Genomic DNA, 20,388 nt, shown 5'->3' on the forward strand with positions numbered 1-20,388 from the left:
ACCAAGAGACCGTTATTTTCTTGGATGGCAAAAAAAATCTTCATTATTTCTTCGTTGGTACTGTTGCTCGTTGGCTGCGGGGTTGTCAAGAAAAAAACGACCTATGGCAAAAACCGAACGGTCTCCGTCGAAGCTACTGAAACCGACAGCTTGGTGTCGAACAAAACGAGCCTGCCAGAAGTGGTAGAAGATGAAAAGGCCGAACAGATCATCTCCACGGCCATGACCTTCTCAGGGGTACGCTACAAATTTGGGGGCACGTCACGCAGGGGAATGGACTGCTCTGGGCTGTTGTATGTTTCTTTTAAGGAACATGGCATCGAGTTTCCCCGCATATCGTACGAAATGGCCAACCAAGGCCGCAAAATAGGTGTCAAAAAAGTCCGAAAGGGTGATCTGCTGTTCTTTAAGACCCGAAAACGTGGCAAGCGCATCAACCATGTGGGGCTGGTGGTCGATGTCGATGGGGATGACATCAAGTTCATACACTCAACCACTTCAAGGGGTGTCATCGTATCATCCCTTCGCGAAGGCTATTGGAACCATGCCTTTGTCAAAGCTACCCGTGTATTGTAATGGGGTTGGGGCGATTGGTTTCCATTAAACTGACCCTTTGCCTCATTGTAGGTATTATTGTCGGTTTTTATCTCGAGATACCCATAAGCCTTCCCTTTTTGGCTTTATTGTTTTTGCTTGTGTGGATGGCTTTTGTTTTTCGAAAAAAGTCTCGAGTAAGCATTTATATCTTCATGGCTCTGGTCGCCGCTGCATTCGTATGCTTGGGAATTCTTACCATTCGAATGGCCCATCCAGGCAGCCAACCACAAACGTACCTGAAACATCACTTGGCATCATCGCATGCCTTTGGGGTAAAAATTACCGATGTCTTAAAGCCTACCGACTTTTCACATCGCTATTTTGTCGAGATAGCAACCGTTGACGAACAAGCTGCAAATGGCAAAATTCTGCTCAATATTAGCCGCAACCCCTCACAGAAACAATTTGGTGTAGACGACGAACTGGTAGTGTATGGAAAATTGGATTCTGTGAATCCGCCGTTGAATCCCTACCAGTTCGATTATCGCGATTACCTGAAGAAACAGGGCATACACCATCAAATTCGCGCCGATTCAGCCCAAGTTCTACCGCTCAACCATAAGAAAACAACACTTTTCGGTCATGCCCAAGACTTACGCAAACACATCATCACCAAACTTGAACAGCACACCTTTGGAACCGAAGAACTATCGGTAATACAAGCCCTGCTGTTGGGTGAGCGAAGTGCTGTGTCACAAGAAACCTATGATGATTACAAGAACGCCGGTGCCGTTCACATTTTGGCCATTTCGGGGCTGCATGTGGGCATATTGCTATTGTTGCTACAGTTTTTGCTCAAGCCTATGGAGAGACTTCCCAAGGGCAGGACCCTAAAATTGGTCACCATCGTTTTGCTTCTGTGGTCGTTCGCTTTTATCGCAGGGCTCTCACCATCTATCGTAAGGGCCGTTACCATGTTTTCGTTCGTGGCCTACGCACTGCACTTGAACCGCCCCACCAACACATTCAATACCTTGGTGTGGTCAATGTTCTTCATTTTGTTGTTTGAGCCGTTGTTTTTGTTTCAGGTAGGATTTCAGATGAGCTATGCCGCTGTTTTTGCCATTGTGTGGCTCTACCCCAAACTTCAAGACTTTTGGAGGCCAAAAAACGTTCTTTTAAGAAAAACATGGCAACTATTCTCTGTAGGAGTGGCCGCACAGCTGGGTGTATTGCCCTTAAGCCTATTTTACTTTCACCAATTTCCGGCCTTGTTCTTTGTATCGAACTTGGCGGTGGTTCCGTTTTTAGGCTTCACCTTGGGGTGGGGCATCTTGGTGATTGTACTTGCACTACTCGATATGCTGCCCGCTTTCTTGGTTTCGGCCTACAATGGCATCATTCACATGATGAATGCGGTCATCGGCTTTGTGGCCGAGCAAGAAGCCTTTGTATTTAAGCAAATACCCTTCGATTCCGTGCAAATGGTTACTGCTTATCTTATTATCATTTTCTTGGTGCTTGTCTTATCAAAACCCCGGTTTAGGCATATCGCCTTTTTGGGCATTTCAATATTACTGTTTCAGGGTTGGGTTTTATATGACTCCGTTCAAGCAAAGAGCAAACAAGCGCTAGTTGTTGCCCACCAGACCAAGAACACCATTTTATTGAACCGCTCAGGTGATGCGGTGCAAGTACATCCCCACGCTGTGGAGGCGGCCAAAAGAACAGTTTCAGATTATGTGGTTGGCGAGAAAATAGATTCTGTTGCCTACTTTCCTCTTCGAAACATGTACAAGATTGGCCACAGAACGTTTTATGTGATGGACAGTCTTGGACTGAAACCACCCATACAACCAGACTATCTGCTTATTACACATTCACCAAGAATGAATTTTGAACGTTTTCTTGATGGTATGGAACCCAAAAAAATCATCGCCGACGGTAGTAACTACAAAAGTTATGTTTCGCGGTGGAAGAAAACCTGTCAAAAAAGAAAAATCCCCTTTCACTACACGGGTGAAAGGGGCGCTTTTATCATTGATTTGAATGCTTTGGACTAGTGGACATTGCCCATCAATCGTTTGATCAACGGAGATGCCAACAAGACTATAATGCCCGCACCCAACGAGTATTTTGCAATCAGCATGAAGCCATCGGTATAGACACTCAGCGTGTCAAAGCCTCCCACATTGGCATCGGTGCTTTCAATGGCCAACTGTTTGCCGATAAAGCCTACCACTTGAAAGGCAAAGGCCGATGACAAGAACCAAACACCCATCATAAAAGCGACTATTCGCTTGGGCGACAGATCGGTAATCTTAGATAGCCCCACCGGCGACATGAACAATTCCCCTATCGACAACAAGAAATACATCAAGAGCAGGTATGCAAAAGGCACCATGCCATTTTCATTGGCGCTGTTACCGCTGATGGCCAGCACATAAAAACTGACGCCGGCGAACACCAAGCCCAGCCCGAACTTAAATGGCGTTCTCGGATTGAGGTTTCGCTTCGAGAGCCACGTCCAGAGCAATGAAATGGGTATAGCCAACAGAATTATGAACATGGGGTTCAGCGAGTTGGTCTGGGAAGCCGACATGATACCAGCCAAATCGACATTACGGGCAGAAAAGAGGGTAATCACGCTGCCCGACAGTTCATGGAAGCCCCAAAAGATGGTCATGAAAAAGGTAATGAGGACTGCCACAAAAAGTTTTTTGCGTTCTTCCAAGGTCGCCTTGAACATGATATAGGCAAGGTAGAGCAAGATGGTGACCGCAATTCCCTTAAAAATGACATTGACAATATTTTGGTCTTCAAAAAAGCTTCCCTCAGACCCTAGCGGTTTGTATGCGGAAAGAAGAAATGCGATAACCGGCACAGACAAAACCGATATAATGGGCACCATGGTTCGATTGGGCACACCCAAAAACTTTTTTTCATCCGCTTTTTCAACCGGTGGCATTCCCTTATCGCCAAAAACCCCTTTTCTGATACCGCTCCAGAAGAACAACAGTCCGGTCAACATCCCGATTCCGGCCAGTCCAAAACCGTAATGCCAACCATAGCTTGCGGCCAACCAACCACAGAGCAGCGGTGATATCCACGCCCCAATATTGATGCCCATATAAAAGATGGTAAAGCCCGAATCTTTTTTGGGATCGCCATCTTTATATAAGGTTCCCACGAATGTGGAAATGTTCGGTTTGAAGAAACCATTACCGACAATAATAAAAGACAGTGCCAAAAAGAACGCGATGTTGTGTTCGATGGCCAGCACAAAATGGCCGATGGCCATTAAGATGCCACCCAAAAAAATGGAATTTCGCATGCCCAGGATACTATCTGAAATACGCCCACCTATAACGGTCGAGGCATACACCAACGATCCGTAGGAAGCGTAAACCGCTGCGGTTGCATAATCACGCTCGGCCAAAGCCTCGAAAATCACGTTGACCATGTATAGGGTCAACAGGGCGCGCATGCCATAGAAGCTAAAGCGCTCCCAGAGTTCTGCAAAGAATAGGTAAAACAATCCTTGGGGGTGGCCGAACAATCTCTTTTCAGCTGCTGGATTCTCGTTTATCTGTGCCATTGGTCAATTGGTTTGGTTAAAGGTTTTCTTTTACAAAATTTGTCATCATGGTATACAGGTGCAATCGGGTATTGCCCCCATAGATGCCGTGGTTACGGTCTGGGTAAATGGCCCAATCGAATTGCTTGTTGGCCTGCACCAGGGCATCGATCATTCGCATGGTGTTCTGCACATGCACGTTGTCATCGCCCGAACCATGCACCAATAGGTACTTGCCCTTCAACAACTCAGGATAGTTGAACGGCGATTCATTGTCATACCCTTCAGGATTTTCTTGCGGGGTGCGCATAAAACGCTCGGTGTAGATCGTATCGTAGAAACGCCAGCTGGTGACCGGTGCCACGGCTATGGCCATTTCAAAGGTGTCGTTGCCTTTGAGCAAACAGTTGGTGCTCATATGCCCCCCGAAACTCCACCCCCAAATACCGGTACGTTCTTCATCGATATAGGGGAGTTCGCTCAATTTCTTCGCCGCGGCAATCTGGTCTTCTGTCTCGTATTTCACCAAGTTGAGATAGGTGACTTTCTTAAAGTCGCGGCCCTTGAATCCGGTGCCCCGGCCATCGACACAAGCGATGATGTACCCTTCTGAGGCCAACATTTGGTGCCAGTAATCATTGGAGCCCATCCAACGGTTGGCCACTTGTTGTGATCCCGGTCCGCTATATTGGAACATGAACAGCGGATACTTTTTATTGGGATCAAAATCAACCGGCTTGATCATGTACATATTCAGGTCGTTGCCGTTTATGGAAATCGTCGAAAACTCTTTGGGAGCCACTTCATAGCCATCGAGTTTTTCTTTCAATTGTTGGTTGTCGATGATCTCTTTTAGCAGTTTGCCGTCCGATGCCCTGTGCAGTGTGTACTGCCAAGGGGTGTTGGCACTGGAGTAGGTGTTGATGAAGTAGGTATAATCGGCACTGAAGTCGGCCATATTGGTGCCTTCGCGCTCGGTCAGCCGCTTTTTCTTTTTACCGGAACTACTGATGCTGTAGACATCTCGATTTATGGAACCATTTTCTACAGATTGATAGTAAATACGGTCTTTTTTCTCATCAAAGCCATAGTACGCGGTTACCTCCCATGGGCCTTTGGTTATCTGGTTCTTCAGGTTTCCTTTCTGGTCGTAGAGGTACAAATGGTTAAAGCCATCGCGTTCACTCGTCCAAATAAAGCTATCATTTTTTAAAAAGGTAAGATTGTCATGAATATCGACATAGGCCTTGTCTTTTTCCTCCAGCAACAAAGAAACCGAACCATCGTTTGCGTTTACCCGTTGCAGTTTCAAATGGTTTTGGTGGCGGTTGATGGTCTGAACGCTCAATTGGTCAGGGTGGTTCATCCATTTTATTCTAGGAATATAATAGGGGTCGCCCAAATCAATATCTGAAATAGATCCGGCAGCCACATCGTACATATGCAACGAAACAATGGCGTTTTCTTCACCTGCCTTGGGGTATTTGAACTCATATTGAAAGGGGTATAGGTCTTGTCCATAGATGTCCATTGAGAAATGTGGCACATTCGTCTCATCAAATTTCAAGAAGGCGATCTTGCTTCCATCGGCATTCCATTCAAAGGCCTGCACGAACGAAAACTCCTCTTCGTACACCCAATCGGTAATACCATTGATGATACTGCCCTTTTTACCATCTATGGTAACTTGCACGGTCTCGCCACCTTCAACATCGAACAAATAGAGGTTGTTGTCATAGGCGTAGGCCACTTTAGAGCCATCTGGCGACAATTCAGGTTCTTGTATCAAATTGTCTGAAATCTTGGTCAAGGTCTTATCGGCAAGGTCGTACACATAATAGATGCCACGTCTAGATCGCCTGAAGATAGGTTCGATCTCTGTGGCCAAAATCAATTTCGATTCATCAGCACTGAACTCATAGGAAGTAAAATAGGGCACCTCATCTGAAGAGGCAACCAAGGTCTCGACCTTTTCAAGCGTTTGGTAATCATACTTATCAAGCGAACTGCCCCTTGGGTTTCTGTTGAAGCTCAACACGGTGTAGTGGTCTCCATCCTTCATTGAACGCAGCGCATCCATTCGCTCGGTACGGAAGGCACCGCCCCAGATTTCCTCCAAGGTTATCTGTTTCTTTTGTGCCGTTAAAACTGTGGTTGAAATAAAGAGTAAAACTAGCGGAAAGAAGTGTTTTCGCATAGGTACGTTATATTGGTTAAAAACCATCAAGTTTACTAATAATTTACCTAAAAATTAAATTTTTCACCCCATAAACCTTTATTGGCAACCGGGCTACACCGAGCGCCACTGCAGTGCGCCATATATGGGGTAATGATTATCTTTGAACCCTTAACCGAACACCATGCAAAAACCGGTAGAAGGGTTCTCAAAATTCACCAAGGAAGAAAAAATAAAATGGTTGGTAGACCAGTATTGTGACAACCCCAAAGAAGCCGGGGAAACCCTCAGGCGATATTGGCACCAAGACCCACACGTTCAAAAGCGGCATGACGAGTTTATCGAAAACACCCTTTCGAACTATTACCTGCCCTTCGCCATAGCCCCAAATTTTCTGATCAACGAACGGTTGTATGCCATACCCATGGCCATAGAAGAAAGTTCAGTGGTTGCCGCTGCAAGCAAGGCCGCCAAATTTTGGCTTTCAAGGGGAGGGTTCAAGGCTACGGTTATCGGCACTGAAAAAGTGGGGCAGGTACATTTTCTGTATCATGGCGACAAGAATAAACTGCATGCCTTTTTTGCGACCGTCAAGGAATCACTTATCGCAAGTGCAAAGCCCATTACAAAGAACATGGAAAAAAGGGGTGGTGGCATTAAAGAAATCGAACTTCGCGACAAAACCCACACCACTGAAGGCTACTACCAGTTGCACTGTACCTTTGAAACGCTTGATGCCATGGGGGCCAACTTTATCAATTCTTGTTTAGAGCAATTCGCGGACACCCTAAAGGATGAGGCAAAAGAACACAAACCGTTTACCGACCGAGAGAAAAACATCGAGGTCATCATGTCGATTCTGAGCAACTATGTGCCGAACTGCTTGGTGCGGGCAGAAGTGTCCTGCCCCGTGTCGGCTTTGGGCGAAGATGACATAGACCCAGAAACCTTCGCCAAAAAAATGGTACAGGCCGTTGCCATTGCAAAAAATGACCCCCATCGGGCAGTAACGCACAACAAGGGCATTATGAACGGTATCGACGCGGTTGTGGTGGCCACAGGAAACGATTTTCGGGCCATTGAAGCAGGCGTTCATGCCTATGCCTCAAAAGATGGCCACTATTCAAGTCTTACCCATGCTGAGATCGACGACGGAATTTTTAAGTTTTGGATGGAAGTACCATTGGCACTGGGCACTGTCGGCGGACTTACATCATTGCACCCATTGGTAAAACTGGCATTGGAAATTTTGCAGAAACCTACTGCCAAAGAGCTGATGCAGATTGTGGCCGTTGCCGGTCTGGCCCAAAATTTCGCCGCCCTCAGGTCACTTGTTACCACAGGTATTCAAAAGGGGCATATGAAAATGCACCTGTTGAACTTGCTCAACCAATTGGGCGCCACCGAAAAGGAAAAAGAAACACTCGTCGCCCACTTCAAGACCGCAACAGTCAGCAATGCCTCTGTAAAAGAAGCCCTTGAAAACGTTAGAAACGGGCACCATGATTGAGCTGTACAGCCATGGAAAACTACTTTTAACGGGGGAATACGCCGTGTTGGATGGGGCAAAGGCTTTGGCCGCACCCACAAAATTTGGGCAATATCTTCGCTACAAAAGAGCATCGGGGCCAAAGGTGGAATGGAAAAGTCTTGACCACCGGGGCCATGTTTGGTTCGAGGCAATTTTCGATCTGGGCAATTTTAAAATCGTTTCAAGCTCGAAAGCCGATATGGCCAAGGTCTTGCAAACCATTTTGATTGAGGCCAAAAAATTGAATATGGATTTTTTGGTGGATGGAGGATTTGAGGTTGAGACGGAACTCACCTTTCCGAACGATTGGGGGCTGGGCTCTTCTTCGACCTTGATCAACAATATTGCCACATGGGCCAAGGTTGATGCCCATCAATTGCTACAGAACACCTTTGGTGGCAGTGGGTACGATATTGCCTGCGCCAAAGCGGAAAGTGCCATTGTCTATCAATTGGTCGAGGGAAATCCCACAACCAAAGAAGTGGGGCTTGATTTTCCCTTCTCCGATATGCTGTTCTTTGTTCATCTCAACCAAAAACAGAACAGCAGGGAGGCAATCGCGAGTTATAGAACACAAAAGATTGACAAGCATACTTTGTGCAAAGAGGTTTCCCGTATTACGGAAGCTATTTTGGGCGTAGACTCCCTTCAAGATTTTGAAGGCCTTTTGGCCGAGCATGAAGCGTTGCTGTCAAAAGTATTGAAAATGCCCCCTGTCAAAACAAGACTGTTCCCCGATTATTTTGGTGAAATCAAGAGCTTGGGCGCCTGGGGCGGAGACTTTGTCTTGGCCACCGGAAATGAAAAAACCCCTGAATACTTTGTATCCAAGGGTTTTGAGACAGTTATTACCTATAAAGGGATGGTACGTTGACCATTAATAAAAAATGGCCCTTCTATCCTCTATTTCAGCCTTCTCTTTTAAGGCCCTATAGACATCACCGTTTACCCTGTTAACCCTAGTGGTTCTAACTGAGTTGGCGTAGGTGGTAAAGTTATCGATGTCCGGCGCTTCTTCCCTCTTGGTGACCTTGACCATAAAAACACCGGTTTCGCCTTCCAATAAATCAGAAGTTTCGCCCTCGGCAAGGCCAAAAGCACGCCCCACAACATAAGGCTCTCTGCCGGCCCCCGGTATGGTGGGCGACTTCAACGTCAACGCAGAAGCGGTAGATAGGCTGACATTATTGTCTTGGGCCAATGCCTCCATAGACTTACCTTGGTTTTCACTGATGATTTTCGCGGCTTTTTTCTTTTTTCTGATTTTGGGCAGCACCGTGGCAGAGGCATCCTCAGGCGCCATTACCCCTTCTTTGTATTTTTTGGTCAACTGAACCACGGCATAACCCTCGGCAAGGTCGAATCTTCTGATGTCGCCCACTTCGGTATCGTCATTAAAGGTCCACTGTACAATAGCCCGTTGCGAACCGAGACCGGGCAGGTTCTCATCCATTTCCTTTATTTTGTTCACGGGCCTTACGGTCAGCTCGCTTTCTTTGGCAATTTCTGAAAACTGCTCTGGTTCTGCCTCGGTGGCGGCCATTTCAAATTTGGTGGCCTCGGTGAACAAGGTGTTTATGGTTTCTTCAGATGGTGCAATTTCACGGGCAAGCGTGGCCACTTTTACCACATCTTGTTTGTCATCAATCTTGATGATGTGGAAACCGAACTCGGTCTCGACCAATCCGATTTCCCCCACAGGATTTCCAAAACAGAAATCGTTGAACTCATCGGCCATGATGCCTTCTTGGAAATACCCTAGGTCTCCCCCTCTTTGGGCCGATGGACCATCGGAGTTTTCTCGGGCCAATGTTGTGAACACGGTTCCTTCTTTTTTGGCTTCTTCCAGCAATTCCTTGGCCCTCGCCTCGGCTTCTTCTTTTGTTCGGGTCACATTAGGGTTGGCCCTAGTAGCCCCTTCGTAAGAGATCAATATGTGGCTGGCCTTCACCGTACCGTTTGGCTTTCTGTCCATTACCTTTGAAAGCTTGAAATAATCGCCATCTCGGTAGGGCCCGTAAATCTCTCCTACTGAAAGCGCCATGATACTATCGGCGGCTACGGCGGGCAAATCTTTTTTGGCCTTATAAATGGTATCATACTTCAGGTCTGAATTCCTATCCAGAAAAGCTTCCATATCCCTAGTGTCCCTAAAACCGGGAATCGTATCGGTTGTATCGGCAGCCTCGTTGTACTCAACCCTGTTTCCTAAAAGTTCTATCAAGGCATCTTTAACGGCCTTTTCATCTTCTGCAGAGGGCTTTTCCTCAAAAAATACAAATCGGATATCTCGTGCCTTTTCTTGCTTGTAATCTTCTTTGTGCTCTTTCACATAGGCGGCAATCTCTTCTTTGGAAACTTGAATCGTGCTGTCTGGAATTGAAGAATAGGGCACCCTGACATACTGTATATCGATTTTATCGTTCGACATCTTATAGTCTAGCTTGCCCTCGATCAAGGTGGCCGTGACCCCTGCCTTGATCAAATTGAAGTACAATTGCTCTTTGGCAGATTGCATAATGGCCTTTTCATCTTCAAGCCATGCCTCGTAACGCAATGGATCGTTTCTACGCCAGTCGGCAACGGTTGCCTTAAAAATCTCTGGATTGAAGATACCGTTCTCATCTTGAAAATCAGGAATCTGCGCATAACCGGAATTTCTGACGAATTCGACGATTTGATCGCTCTCCACAGAAATACCCAAATCTTCGAACTGCTGGCCCAACAATTTTTCGCGAATCTGTTGCTCGTAAACAGTGCTCACCAGTTGGGTAGATGATAAATTGGGCCCATATCTTCGTGAAGCCTGCTCTACCTCTTGTCTGAACTCATCAATTGAAATACTTTCACCGTTTACCTCGGCGACTGCCGAACCCACTTTGCCACCTGTGAAATCGCTACCGGTAAACACCCCTGAGATAACAAATGCAAAAAGGGCCATACCAATGATCAAGATAAGTACGGTGGTTCGCTTTCTAATATTTTCTAAAACTGCCATCTGCGTTCTTTTTCCTTAAAATTAAGAGCGCGAAAATAGTGTTTTCTTTCCAAAAAAGAAAGAATACCAAGCTGTCGAAACCTGTTAATTATCTGGTATGGCGTGTACGGTCACCAAATCGATTTTTGTGTTCGAGACTTCCAAAATCTTAAAACGGAACCCTTCGATGACAATCTCAGAATCTTTTTCCGGTATTTCACCCATTTGGTTCATGATCAACCCTCCCAGCGTTTCGTACTCATCGCCTTTCGGAAGATCCAGTTTGTAATGCTCGTTCACGTAATCTACCTCTAACCTGGCCGAGAATTTATAGGTGTGCTCATCTATCTGCTCTTCATGCAGATCGGTGGTATCGTGCTCATCTTCTATTTCACCAAAAAGTTCTTCAACGATATCCTCAATGGTCAAAATGCCCGATGTGCCGCCATATTCATCTAAAACGACCGCCATGCTCTTACGTTTTTTGGTCAGTACATTGAGTATGTCGTGAATAATCATGGTCTCTGGCACAAACTCGACCGGCAACAGCACGCTTTTGATGGTCTTTGGTTTTTTGAAGAGTTCAAACGAGTGCACATAGCCAATGATCTCATCGATGTTTTCTTTGTAAACCAAAATTTTTGAATAGCCTGTTTCAATAAAGAGCTTGGCCAGATTCTTGGGGGTTTCGTGCAGTTCTACCGCCGTAATTTCAGTACGCGGCACCATGACCTCACGGGCCTTTACCTCTGAAAACTGGAGGGCATTTTGAAATATCTGTATCTCAGAATCGATCTCGTCGCGCCCCTCCACCGATTCCATTTGCTCGGTAATGTAATCGCCCAGCTCTATTTTGGTAAAGGCAAGCTGCACCTCGTCGCCATCAGTGTTGAAAAAATTCTTGAGAATGAAGTCAGACACCTTGATTACAAACCACGATATAAACGAAAAGAGCAAATAAAAGAAATATGCAGGAAGAGCCAATATCTTTAACAGGGTGTTGGCGTAAATCTGGAACAACACCTTAGGCAAGAACTCTGCCGTAAGCAATATGATAAGGGTAGAGAGCAAGGTCTGGGTCAGAAGGCTAAAATCGGTCAACATAACATCGACGAAGCCATAGCCCGAAGGCACCAAGGTGGCAAACCAACCCATCAAAAGGTCACCCATAAAGAACCCGTAGACCACAAGGGCTATATTGTTGCCGATCAGCATGGTGGCGATAAACTTTGAAGGTTTCTCGGTCAGCCAGGTCAGCACTTTTGCCAAAAAACCCTCTTGCTTTTTTTCGATTTCGATATGGATTTTATTGGCCGACACAAAGGCGATTTCCATACCTGAAAAAAATGCGGAAAACAATAAGGAAACAATGATTATGAGCAGAGAGGTGTCCAAGGCTATTCTTTATTTTCCCTTTTTCTTTTCTCAAACCGCTTTCGATAGTTTCGCCTGAAAAGGAACATCGCGATCGAGACTACCGCAAAAAAGATGAAGATATACGTGTCTTTGGGGTTTATCGACCAAAGGGTCACTATTTTATAGATAGATATGATGGCAACTGCCAGATAAAGGTATTCGGTGTAGCGCAAGATTTTTATCATGTCATTCGTCTTTTATGGTCATCAATCCAAATGTTCTATGGGCATTGAAAAAAGTAAAGTCACGGTTGAAATCCATGCCCTCTCCTTCCATTATGGTTCTATCCTCAGGATTGGTATAGGTGAACCCGTGTTCGGTGAAAATCCAGTTTTGGCTGCGATCCCAATACAACTGCGAAGTCTCCAATTTTTTGCCGTCATGGCTTTCAATAACCACATTGCCCTGTAAATCTATCAAATTTGTGGCCGAGTACACGATACCATAATCAGCCTTAATGATACTCTTTCTATTTTGTTCATCATAAAAATCAACTTGGAGCCCCTCAGGAAAAATTTGGTGACGAAACTTTAGGTTGTCATAATTCTCGTTCAACGGACTGGTCAGTACCACCACCACCCTTGACTCTGTGGAATCTTGGGTGCCGAGTTCTTTTTTTGCCTCGGTGTAGGTCAATGTGAAATTTTTGGCCACCCCTTGCGGCACCAAGTTGGTCATGGCCTCTTCGCCCACTCTTTTATAGTTGTCTTTGCAAGACATAAAAAGTAATGCCACGGTAAAGACCGTGGCAAAACGTACTGCACAATATTTTATGGATTGTTTCAACCTTATAGGTTTGGCACTTTAACGCTACCGCCGACCCAACAGTTGAAACTGATAGTCTTACCTGCCATACCAGAGTTGAAAATCATCTCTTTGGTGGGTGCCTTGGCCGCATAACTTGCAGCGGCTTGGCTGGCCCGTGAGCTCAAAGAAGGGTCTACCCGGGCGGCTTTTCTAGCCATATCTTCAGCTTTCCAGTAAATGGCCCGCTTTTCGAACGGTGTGCTACCACAATCGTTTGCACTGGTGGCATACAAGTTAGCAATCAACAGATAGGCCTTACCATTGGCCGGGTTGGCGTCTATGGCCTTCATGGCATAGTTTCTTGCCTGCGATTTACTGCCCCTACGAACCGTGGTGGCTATCTTATACAGAATGTCTGATTTTTTTCTTGCATCGGTTTCCAATTCAACGGCCTTGTTAAAATCAGCAATGGCACCTTTGCTGTCGCCTGCCTTTTGTTTTAGGGTACCACCATATAGGTATGCGCTGGCTGAAGGTTCTAGTGCCAATTGGGCCTCAAACAACTTTCTGAAAAGTGGATCATCGGTACATTCTTTACTGAACATTCTACCAACGGCCCGCTTTACCCAATTAATATCGCCTTTTTTAGCTTCAAAGCTTTTTTGGTACAAGGGTATCAGGTTGTCGCAATCGGCCAAAGCACCCAATTTTGAGTCGATACTACCGGCAATTTTACCGTACGATTCTGAATTGGTATTGGCTGCCTTAAGTTGTTTTTTCTCCTTTGAAGTCAAGGTGCCAGCATCTTCTTTTGGCAATAACCTGTTGATGGTGTCGGTCAACTTTTGGTTTTCCTCCTCAATTTTTTCGGTTACATCATCGTATACGTCGAAAACCTCTTGCAGGTCTTTTTTACCGGCATTGTGAAGATCGACCAAGGTCGAAAAGTAAAGATACAGTGCCTTTGGGTTCTTGAAATTGGCCTTGTCTTCTTTAAAAGCCTTATCGAGCATATTGTATAGCTCTTCATCTGAGGCCATCTTATTGTCATACATCAATAGGGCCTTGTCAATTTGGACCTCTGCCGTCGTATACTTGGCGGGAAAATATTTTCTGCTATTGTCATAAAGGTTCAACAATTCTTGGATATACCCATCTTTATCGGCCCCTGAAGAGTTTTTGATCTTGTGCTTCAAGATGCGCTCTCCATATGTGAAATTTGCCTTGTTGATCGCAGGGCAGTTTTCGTATACCATTTTCCAAGGCTCGTAGGCAGAATCGTAGTTCTTTACCTTGGCGTGTTCTGCGTAGATGGAAAGATTGGTCATACACTCAGGATTTTGCGCCTGAGCACTACTTATACCCACCATCATCACGACACCTATCATCGTTAAGTAAAATTTCTTTTTCATCTTACTGGTTTTTAAGCGGTTCAATGTACTAATTTTTTATCAATTTATTTTTCTTTTTTGGAACCAGAGGGCATTCAACGAGAGGCCGATATTGACTTTAAAGTAACTTTCTTCAATCAAATTTGCATCGGTGGTCCCCCTTCTTCCGAGTTCAAATCCTATGTTGATATTTGAGAATCGGTCGGTAATGGTTCCGCTCAACGGCAATCCAAGCCCAAAAGTTATGCCAAAATTGTTTATCTCCTTGTCATTTACCACCAAACCTGTTACATCGTAACGCAGGCCCGCACGGTAGGTCACCCTTTTAAAATATCCTGATAAAGCAGTGTAATCAGGTATAAAATGCCCGCCCAGGGCATAGCTCTTCGCATCTTGATAAGTGACATTGTCTTGACCAAGAAACCGGTTCTCAAAAGAACTGAACTGCTGAAAACTGTACTCTGCCCCCATGAACCACTTTTTTTCTTCCCCAAAGCCAAGCCCCAAGGTCGTGGTGGTAGGAATCTTCAATTCTGTATTACGAAGATTTTGGGCATCAAGATCAACGTCGATCACCTCAATTTCTTGACCGGTCTCTTGCGAAAAGGATCCTATGCGCTCTGAATTTTTTGAGACAAGGTTAATCTGGGTGTTGACCGCCACCGATGAGTACAGGGTATACTTATCTTTGATTTTTGGTGTGTAGATCGCCGAATAGTTGAAATCAAAACCATTGATTCGTGACTCGCGGTTATCAATGGTGCCAAACTGCACCCCTTCAACCTGTTGTAGGCGTTGGTACTCCAATGTTCCAAAATTATAATTGGCAGTGGCACCCAGCGCTAAGTTCTTGACCGGCCTGAACCCTAGTGATATGTAGGCGCGGTTTAGCCCGCCTTCGCCAGTGAAAACGTTGGTGACGTTTTGTTGGTCACCATTGGTGCTTTGTGAGATCAAATTGTACCCGACCGATGAGAATGGCATGAGCCCAAACCCAAGGCCAACCCCCTTGCCCAACGGCAGGCCCACAGACAAATAGTCAAGATTGGTAACTGAGGTGTTCTGTTGCTCGTTGAAATCCTTTAATCGATATTCCCTATGCGAGACCCCCAAGGTATACGTAGTGAGTGCCAACTTTGAGTAGGCCGCAGGATTTCTAAGGTTTACGTGAATGCTGTCGACGTACATACTGATACCCCCCATCATTTGGTTTTCTACCGTACCATTCTCTCTAAAATCACCAACTCCAAAGAATGAATAGGGGGAAATGGTTCCGTTTTGCGATTGGACAAAAGTGGAGGCCATGCAAAACAACGCAATCAGAGTTTTCTTTACCATCTAACGTTTATTGTACTCAAGCAAGTGATTAAGCCCCACTAAGAGAAATTTGGGGTTCGCAAATATGGTATTTTTTAGGCTTTTGGCAAAAAAATGGGCGTCACCGCCTGTTAAAATAACTGTTAAATGTTTGAAGCGCTTTCGATATTGGTCGATTACCCCATCGATTTCCTGTACCATGCCGTTGACCACCCCACTATGTATGCTCGATTCAGTGGTGTTCCCAATAAAATCCAATATTTCTTTGGGAGACAACAATGGTAGGCCTGCTGTATGTTCATGCAAGGCACGGTACCGCATTTCAAGACCCGGCGAAATAGCCCCTCCCAAATACTCAGCATAATCGTTGACCATATCATACGTAACGCAGGTACCGGCATCTACGACCAAGGTATTGCCGTTCGGGTTATGGTAAAAGGCCGCCGTGGCCAGCGCAATTCTATCAACCCCCAAAGTCTGCGGGGTGGCGTAACTGTTTTTGAAAGGTGTTTTTGTCTGGTGAGACAACTGGTGTACCTGACAGAAAAGCGACAACACCTCAAAGGCCTTATGCTCATCGCCCCCTACCGAAGAAACGATCGCATGGTTTATTTTTTGATGGTTTTTAAAAAGGGCCTTTACCGTTTTAAGAAAATCATCGGGTTCTGAGGTTTCTAAGAGCATCATTTCGCTTCTATCAAAGACCGCATATTTGATAAGGGTATTACCGATGTCAACAACGAGGTTCATATAGGCCAAAGTTACAAAACAAAAAAACCCCAACAAGATTGTCGGGGCTTGTGGTGCCTCCAGGAATCGAACCAGGGACACACGGATTTTCAGTCCGTTGCTCTACCAACTGAGCTAAGGCACCAAGCTTGAATAAGCGGGTGCAAATATACTTTCAAATTTAGGATTTACAAACAAAAAAGAAAAAAAGCGGCCTGCCCATTTCACTTATGGCCCCTCTTGATCTCGAACAGCCAATTAGGCACAACAGGTTAAGACCATTTATATAAAAAAATCGACCATTCATAAATATTCGGGCCCAGCGAACAACCTAATACGTAATTTCATTTCAAATTATCACCAAGTAGAGACACATGAACACTATTGAACGAAAAATCGGCTACATCTTTTGGTATATGGTCTTATTGTTCTCAATTGCAATGTTTGCCCAAAGCCTATACCACTACTTTCAGTAAATCGAAGTGCCCCCCCTGACATCCCTATTTTTATGTTAGAATCGAGCCTATGCATTGATTTTCACCTTCTCGCATTTTCTTAAATATTTCATAAATATCAAAATTCGATGGCCATATAAAAACAAAATATGGTTATTTGAAAAGGAATTTAGAGTGGCACCTTAATTTTAAAACAAAAATGACCAAAGAGTTAATGCAATCTGCTTTAGAGTTTGAAAACAGAACTCTAAGTCACATGTCAACAAGCGACCGCGTAGCGGCTTCAAGGGAGGCAAAGAGACTGATCCTTGCCATCAATGAAATCTACAAAAAAACCAAAGATTCAAGTTTGATGGACCTTATGAAACGTTTGACGGTCAAAAAACAAAAAATTGAAAAACGTTTGAAGGGCAGGCCGCTTATTTAAGCACCCCTTTAGAAACGTCCCAGATAGAGGCAACATTGCTTATTGAGAATCCTTTTAATTCCATTTGTGAGTTAGAGGTATTCCCGATAAGCAATTTTGTATATGGCCTTGTCGGGAATATCTGCTGTGTCATTACAAACTGCCCCCTGTTTACAAACAGTTCAACCGAACCGGCATCGACCAATAGTGTTACCTCATACAGCCCTTTAGGAAGCTGTTTTACATCCATGTAATGCAATTTATTGCCAAACTCTTGTTGAAACCCGGTGAGGCCCGATCGGGTTCTATCAACAATGACCAAATCAGAGGCTGCATCAAAAATAACGTTAAGGTGCTCGCCTTTATCATTCGTCAGGGCCAACGAAAAATCACGGGTTTCCGTAGTGAACGATATCTCTGACCTATTTAGGCCATCATGCATAAATTCTTTGGTTTCCGCTGCCTTTAGCACCATGTCTTGGGTTTGCCCTTTGGCCAACAATTCAAATACCGCCTCAACGGGGTAGTTCACTACCATATGGTCATCACCAAATTTTTTCAACGATAATTTCCTTGGCAGGGTCATTGCGCTCCGCCATGTAGAAGTGGGTGTCAACACGGCATACTGCCAGTTGCTCATCCATCCTATAAAAATTCTGTCATTGTTGGGCACATTGTTGTAGGTGACCCCTGCATAGTTATCGGTGCCCCAGTCGAGCCACTTGTACTCTTCATGGTTTGGTGTAAAGGTGGTGCCATCAAAGTCGCCCACAAAATACTGGGTGCCACTGCCGCCGTTGGGGCCACCACTTCCAATACTGATGATCAGTACCCACTTTGTTTCGTCGGTTCCCTCAACTTGCAACGGAAACAGGTCGGGGCATTCCCAAACTCCGCCTTGGGCTCCTTGCCCTTTGCCAAAATCGCTGAGATGCTGCCACTCTTTTAGGTTTATAGACCGATAGAACCTTACATGATCGCCCACCACCAAGGCCATGATCCAGCTCTGTGTGTCTTCGTGCCAAAATACCTTGGGATCCCGAAAATCCCTTACACCGGGGTTGCCGATGACAGGGTTGCCTTCATATTTCGTCCAAGTCTCTCCATTGTCAAGGCTAAAGGCAATACCCTGGGTCTGAAAATCGTTGCGCCCGGTCTTTTCCCCCTGTATCGAATGGTAGGTGTAGATGGCCACCAGTGGTATTTTTCCTTCCTTTCCAAAACCTGAGGTGTTGTTCTTATCGACCACGGCGCTTCCCGAGAAAATAAGTCCATTTTCATCAGGAAACAGTGCAATCGGCCGGTGTTGCCAATGCACCAAATCTTCGCTAACGGCATGCCCCCAGTGCATGGGCCCCCATACAGTGGCATCGGGATAATATTGGTAAAACAGGTGATAGACCCCATCTTGATAGACCAAACCATTTGGGTCGTTCATCCAACCCCTAGTAGGTGAAAAGTGAAATTGTGGACGGAAGGGCTCTTGATAGGCCCCGCTCGCAGCGGTTTTTTCCATATTTGGCACTGTCTTCTCCCAACAACTGGCCATTATCAAAGGTAGCAATACAATCAGGATCGTTCTAAGCATTGGTTTTTCGTTTGATTTCTCAAGATAATAAAAACCTTTCCCCGATTCCAGTATCTTTGGTTTCACATGAACAATTTACGGCCATTACTTTTATTATATATTTTACTCTTGGCAATTACAAATGTATTCTCACAGAAAAACCTTGACAAAACGTTAAAACTGTTCAATAAAGAGACAGTGCCCTATATTACTGTGCAAGAGCTTAAGGTGAGTGACTCAATAGTGTTGCTAGACACCCGCAAATGGGAAGAATTTGCCGTCAGCCATTTGAAAAATGCGAAATGGGTGGGCCATAAAGAATTTGACATCGATTCGATTATCGCCCAAATACCTGACCGGCAAACACCCATTGTGGTCTATTGCTCCATTGGTGTGCGTTCTGAAGATATTGGAGAAAAGCTGCAAAAGGCGGGCTATGCCCATGTGAGGAATTTGTATGGCGGAATTTTTGAGTGGAAAAACCAAGGCAATCCTGTTTTTGATTTGGAGGGAAGAAAAACCGAAAAAGTACATGCCTTCAGCAAATACTGGGGCAAATTGCTGAAAAAAGGCAAAAAGGTCTATTGAAGACCTTTAATCGACAACCTCAGGCCGGAGGTTTTTTTTGAATTTCTCTCCAAAACCGGAATTATTGGGATGGTAGCTGCCTTCAATGGTGACGTTCACCCCTTCGGGGGGGATTTCGTCTTCCCTGCCCAATGCCCAGTACATGCCATTGATGGCCAATTTGCGCATCGGTACCTCCTTGAAATCATACGGATGGCCCAAGGTGGTAAAGAAGATGCGTGCCGTTTTTCCCTTGCTACCAGTGTATGTCTTTGTCCAAGCCACCGGGTTTTCCAATGGAAACTTATCCAATCGGCCTTCCATTTCATGTTTTGACCTGAGTGAACGCCCCATAAGTATCGGCTCACTGTCACCGGCCAACTCATGGTCTCCGCCATCTACATGGTACAGCCATGAAAAGGCTTTGAAGTCTGATACCCCGTTCAATATGGGGTTATCCTTGCCCACCAAAAAGACTTGGGTCAAGGGGTCATGGCCATCTGAAAAATGCCCGTGATGGGTAATCCATTTTTGTCCGAATACCTTTATTGGCCATTCATCGTTATAAATTTCCATGGAATGCCCTTCGTCGTACCTAAAGGCATGTGTTGTGGTTCTAAAACCCACAACGGGCCTGCCGGTCTCAACATATTCCAAAATCATATGAAGTTCTTCCTCGGGCAAGGCCCTGAAGCGTGTGAACAATACCATCAGGTCAGCCGTTTTTAAGGCCTTCAACCCAGCAATATGGTCTTTGACATTTGGGTTTACAAAGCCCAGTGAATCCAAGGGATAACAAAGACTTACCTTCGCGCCCAGCTCCCGTTTGAGAATTTTTGCCAACATGGGCATCGATTCTTCAGACCGATACTCCTCGTCCCCCATCACAAAAACCACGTGTGGGGCCCTTTCTGGATACCTATCGGCCTGACCCAAAACGGCAGCACCTAGAAACAAGAAGACGACTATACAGATTGATCTAGCTCTTTTCATTT

Annotated in this window: 17 protein-coding genes and 1 tRNA gene; 6 read left to right on the plus strand and 12 right to left on the minus strand. The window is 45.3% G+C overall.

Translation table 11 applies throughout. The annotated features are described in order from the left end of the window. Positions 1-24 precede the first annotated feature (24 nt). Both VC82_RS04860 and VC82_RS04865 read left to right on the plus strand, forming a co-directional pair. Positions 25-576 (plus strand): C40 family peptidase, encoded by a 552-nt coding sequence (locus tag VC82_RS04860; RefSeq protein WP_045801365.1) that lies wholly within the window; start codon positions 25-27, stop codon positions 574-576. Beyond that, entirely contained in the window at positions 576-2,600 is a 2,025-nt protein-coding gene (locus tag VC82_RS04865; protein ID WP_045801366.1) for a ComEC/Rec2 family competence protein, read from the plus strand. The genes VC82_RS04860 and VC82_RS04865 overlap by 1 nt, the downstream gene beginning before the upstream one ends. On the opposite strand, the gene VC82_RS04870 is transcribed toward VC82_RS04865, so the two are convergent. Then, positions 2,597-4,135, minus strand: a complete 1,539-nt coding sequence (locus VC82_RS04870; protein WP_045801367.1) for a peptide MFS transporter — start codon at positions 4,133-4,135, stop codon at positions 2,597-2,599. The genes VC82_RS04865 and VC82_RS04870 overlap by 4 nt on opposite strands. A gap of 16 nt (positions 4,136-4,151) precedes the next feature. Beyond that, positions 4,152-6,311 (minus strand): S9 family peptidase, encoded by a 2,160-nt coding sequence (locus VC82_RS04875; protein ID WP_045803261.1) that lies wholly within the window; start codon positions 6,309-6,311, stop codon positions 4,152-4,154. A 163-nt stretch (positions 6,312-6,474) separates the two neighbouring features. Here VC82_RS04875 and VC82_RS04880 point away from each other — a divergent pair, with 163 nt between their 5' ends. Beyond that, a complete protein-coding gene (locus VC82_RS04880; protein WP_045801368.1) occupies positions 6,475-7,800 on the plus strand; it encodes a hydroxymethylglutaryl-CoA reductase, degradative in 1,326 nt (441 codons plus the stop codon). Next, on the plus strand, positions 7,769-8,695 hold the full coding sequence (locus VC82_RS04885) for a GYDIA family GHMP kinase (RefSeq protein WP_313777713.1): 927 nt from the start codon (positions 7,769-7,771) through the stop codon (positions 8,693-8,695). The genes VC82_RS04880 and VC82_RS04885 overlap by 32 nt, the downstream gene beginning before the upstream one ends. 3 nt (positions 8,696-8,698) lie before the next feature. Here the strand turns inward: VC82_RS04885 and VC82_RS04890 are convergent, their stop codons facing one another. From VC82_RS04890 to VC82_RS04925, 8 genes are all read right to left on the minus strand, one after another. Continuing rightward, positions 8,699-10,819: a peptidylprolyl isomerase gene (locus tag VC82_RS04890; protein ID WP_045801370.1), complete on the minus strand. Its 2,121-nt coding sequence runs from the start codon at positions 10,817-10,819 to the stop codon at positions 8,699-8,701. An 84-nt stretch (positions 10,820-10,903) separates the two neighbouring features. After that, positions 10,904-12,193 carry a hemolysin family protein gene (locus VC82_RS04895; RefSeq protein WP_045801371.1) on the minus strand — a complete coding sequence of 430 codons (1,290 nt, stop codon included), beginning with the start codon at positions 12,191-12,193 and terminating at the stop codon, positions 10,904-10,906. Between the two features lie 2 nt (positions 12,194-12,195). Continuing rightward, on the minus strand, positions 12,196-12,399 hold the full coding sequence (locus VC82_RS04900; RefSeq protein ID WP_045801372.1) for a hypothetical protein: 204 nt from the start codon (positions 12,397-12,399) through the stop codon (positions 12,196-12,198). Between the two features lies 1 nt (position 12,400). Beyond that, the gene (lptC, locus tag VC82_RS04905; RefSeq protein WP_045801373.1) at positions 12,401-13,000 is read right to left on the minus strand and encodes an LPS export ABC transporter periplasmic protein LptC; all 600 of its coding nucleotides are present in this window, start codon (positions 12,998-13,000) and stop codon (positions 12,401-12,403) included. Positions 13,001-13,002: 2 nt separating this feature from the next. Beyond that, positions 13,003-14,373 (minus strand): tetratricopeptide repeat protein, encoded by a 1,371-nt coding sequence (locus VC82_RS04910; protein ID WP_045801374.1) that lies wholly within the window; start codon positions 14,371-14,373, stop codon positions 13,003-13,005. Positions 14,374-14,412: 39 nt separating this feature from the next. Continuing rightward, the gene (locus tag VC82_RS04915) at positions 14,413-15,690 is read right to left on the minus strand and encodes a BamG family beta-barrel-assembly machinery protein (protein ID WP_045801375.1); all 1,278 of its coding nucleotides are present in this window, start codon (positions 15,688-15,690) and stop codon (positions 14,413-14,415) included. Beyond that, entirely contained in the window at positions 15,691-16,419 is a 729-nt protein-coding gene (locus tag VC82_RS04920; protein WP_045803262.1) for a type III pantothenate kinase, read from the minus strand. A 51-nt stretch (positions 16,420-16,470) separates the two neighbouring features. Then, positions 16,471-16,543, minus strand: a tRNA-Phe gene (locus VC82_RS04925). A 509-nt stretch (positions 16,544-17,052) separates the two neighbouring features. On the opposite strand from VC82_RS04925, the gene VC82_RS04930 reads away from it, so the two are divergent. Next, entirely contained in the window at positions 17,053-17,280 is a 228-nt protein-coding gene (locus VC82_RS04930; RefSeq protein ID WP_045801376.1) for a hypothetical protein, read from the plus strand. On the opposite strand, the gene VC82_RS04935 is transcribed toward VC82_RS04930, so the two are convergent. Beyond that, entirely contained in the window at positions 17,273-18,847 is a 1,575-nt protein-coding gene (locus tag VC82_RS04935) for a glycoside hydrolase family 32 protein (protein ID WP_045803263.1), read from the minus strand. The genes VC82_RS04930 and VC82_RS04935 overlap by 8 nt on opposite strands. Before the next feature lie 108 nt (positions 18,848-18,955). On the opposite strand from VC82_RS04935, the gene VC82_RS04940 reads away from it, so the two are divergent. After that, positions 18,956-19,414 carry a rhodanese-like domain-containing protein gene (locus VC82_RS04940; RefSeq protein ID WP_245615981.1) on the plus strand — a complete coding sequence of 153 codons (459 nt, stop codon included), beginning with the start codon at positions 18,956-18,958 and terminating at the stop codon, positions 19,412-19,414. 6 nt (positions 19,415-19,420) lie between these two features. Here the strand turns inward: VC82_RS04940 and VC82_RS04945 are convergent, their stop codons facing one another. Beyond that, entirely contained in the window at positions 19,421-20,386 is a 966-nt protein-coding gene (locus VC82_RS04945; protein WP_045801378.1) for a ThuA domain-containing protein, read from the minus strand. Positions 20,387-20,388 lie beyond the last annotated feature (2 nt).

It is taken from the genome of Flagellimonas lutaonensis (assembly GCF_000963865.1).
In the GTDB taxonomy this organism is placed as follows: Bacteria; Bacteroidota; Bacteroidia; order Flavobacteriales; family Flavobacteriaceae; genus Flagellimonas_A; species Flagellimonas_A lutaonensis.

What these genes read in the sequence shown, in the direction of transcription:
- VC82_RS04935 (WP_045803263.1), bottom strand. Translation starts at nt 18,847, where the DNA reads ATGCTTAGAACGATCCTGATTGTATTGCTACCTTTGATAATGGCCAGT.
- VC82_RS04945 (WP_045801378.1), bottom strand. Translation starts at nt 20,386, where the DNA reads ATGAAAAGAGCTAGATCAATCTGTATAGTCGTCTTCTTGTTTCTAGGT.
- VC82_RS04920 (WP_045803262.1), bottom strand. Translation starts at nt 16,419, where the DNA reads ATGAACCTCGTTGTTGACATCGGTAATACCCTTATCAAATATGCGGTC.
- VC82_RS04910 (WP_045801374.1), bottom strand. Translation starts at nt 14,373, where the DNA reads ATGAAAAAGAAATTTTACTTAACGATGATAGGTGTCGTGATGATGGTG.
- VC82_RS04915 (WP_045801375.1), bottom strand. Translation starts at nt 15,690, where the DNA reads ATGGTAAAGAAAACTCTGATTGCGTTGTTTTGCATGGCCTCCACTTTT.
- VC82_RS04865 (WP_045801366.1), top strand. Translation starts at nt 576, where the DNA reads ATGGGGTTGGGGCGATTGGTTTCCATTAAACTGACCCTTTGCCTCATT.
- VC82_RS04930 (WP_045801376.1), top strand. Translation starts at nt 17,053, where the DNA reads ATGACCAAAGAGTTAATGCAATCTGCTTTAGAGTTTGAAAACAGAACT.
- VC82_RS04890 (WP_045801370.1), bottom strand. Translation starts at nt 10,819, where the DNA reads ATGGCAGTTTTAGAAAATATTAGAAAGCGAACCACCGTACTTATCTTG.
- VC82_RS04860 (WP_045801365.1), top strand. Translation starts at nt 25, where the DNA reads ATGGCAAAAAAAATCTTCATTATTTCTTCGTTGGTACTGTTGCTCGTT.
- VC82_RS04870 (WP_045801367.1), bottom strand. Translation starts at nt 4,135, where the DNA reads ATGGCACAGATAAACGAGAATCCAGCAGCTGAAAAGAGATTGTTCGGC.
- VC82_RS04900 (WP_045801372.1), bottom strand. Translation starts at nt 12,399, where the DNA reads ATGATAAAAATCTTGCGCTACACCGAATACCTTTATCTGGCAGTTGCC.
- VC82_RS04875 (WP_045803261.1), bottom strand. Translation starts at nt 6,311, where the DNA reads ATGCGAAAACACTTCTTTCCGCTAGTTTTACTCTTTATTTCAACCACA.
- VC82_RS04880 (WP_045801368.1), top strand. Translation starts at nt 6,475, where the DNA reads ATGCAAAAACCGGTAGAAGGGTTCTCAAAATTCACCAAGGAAGAAAAA.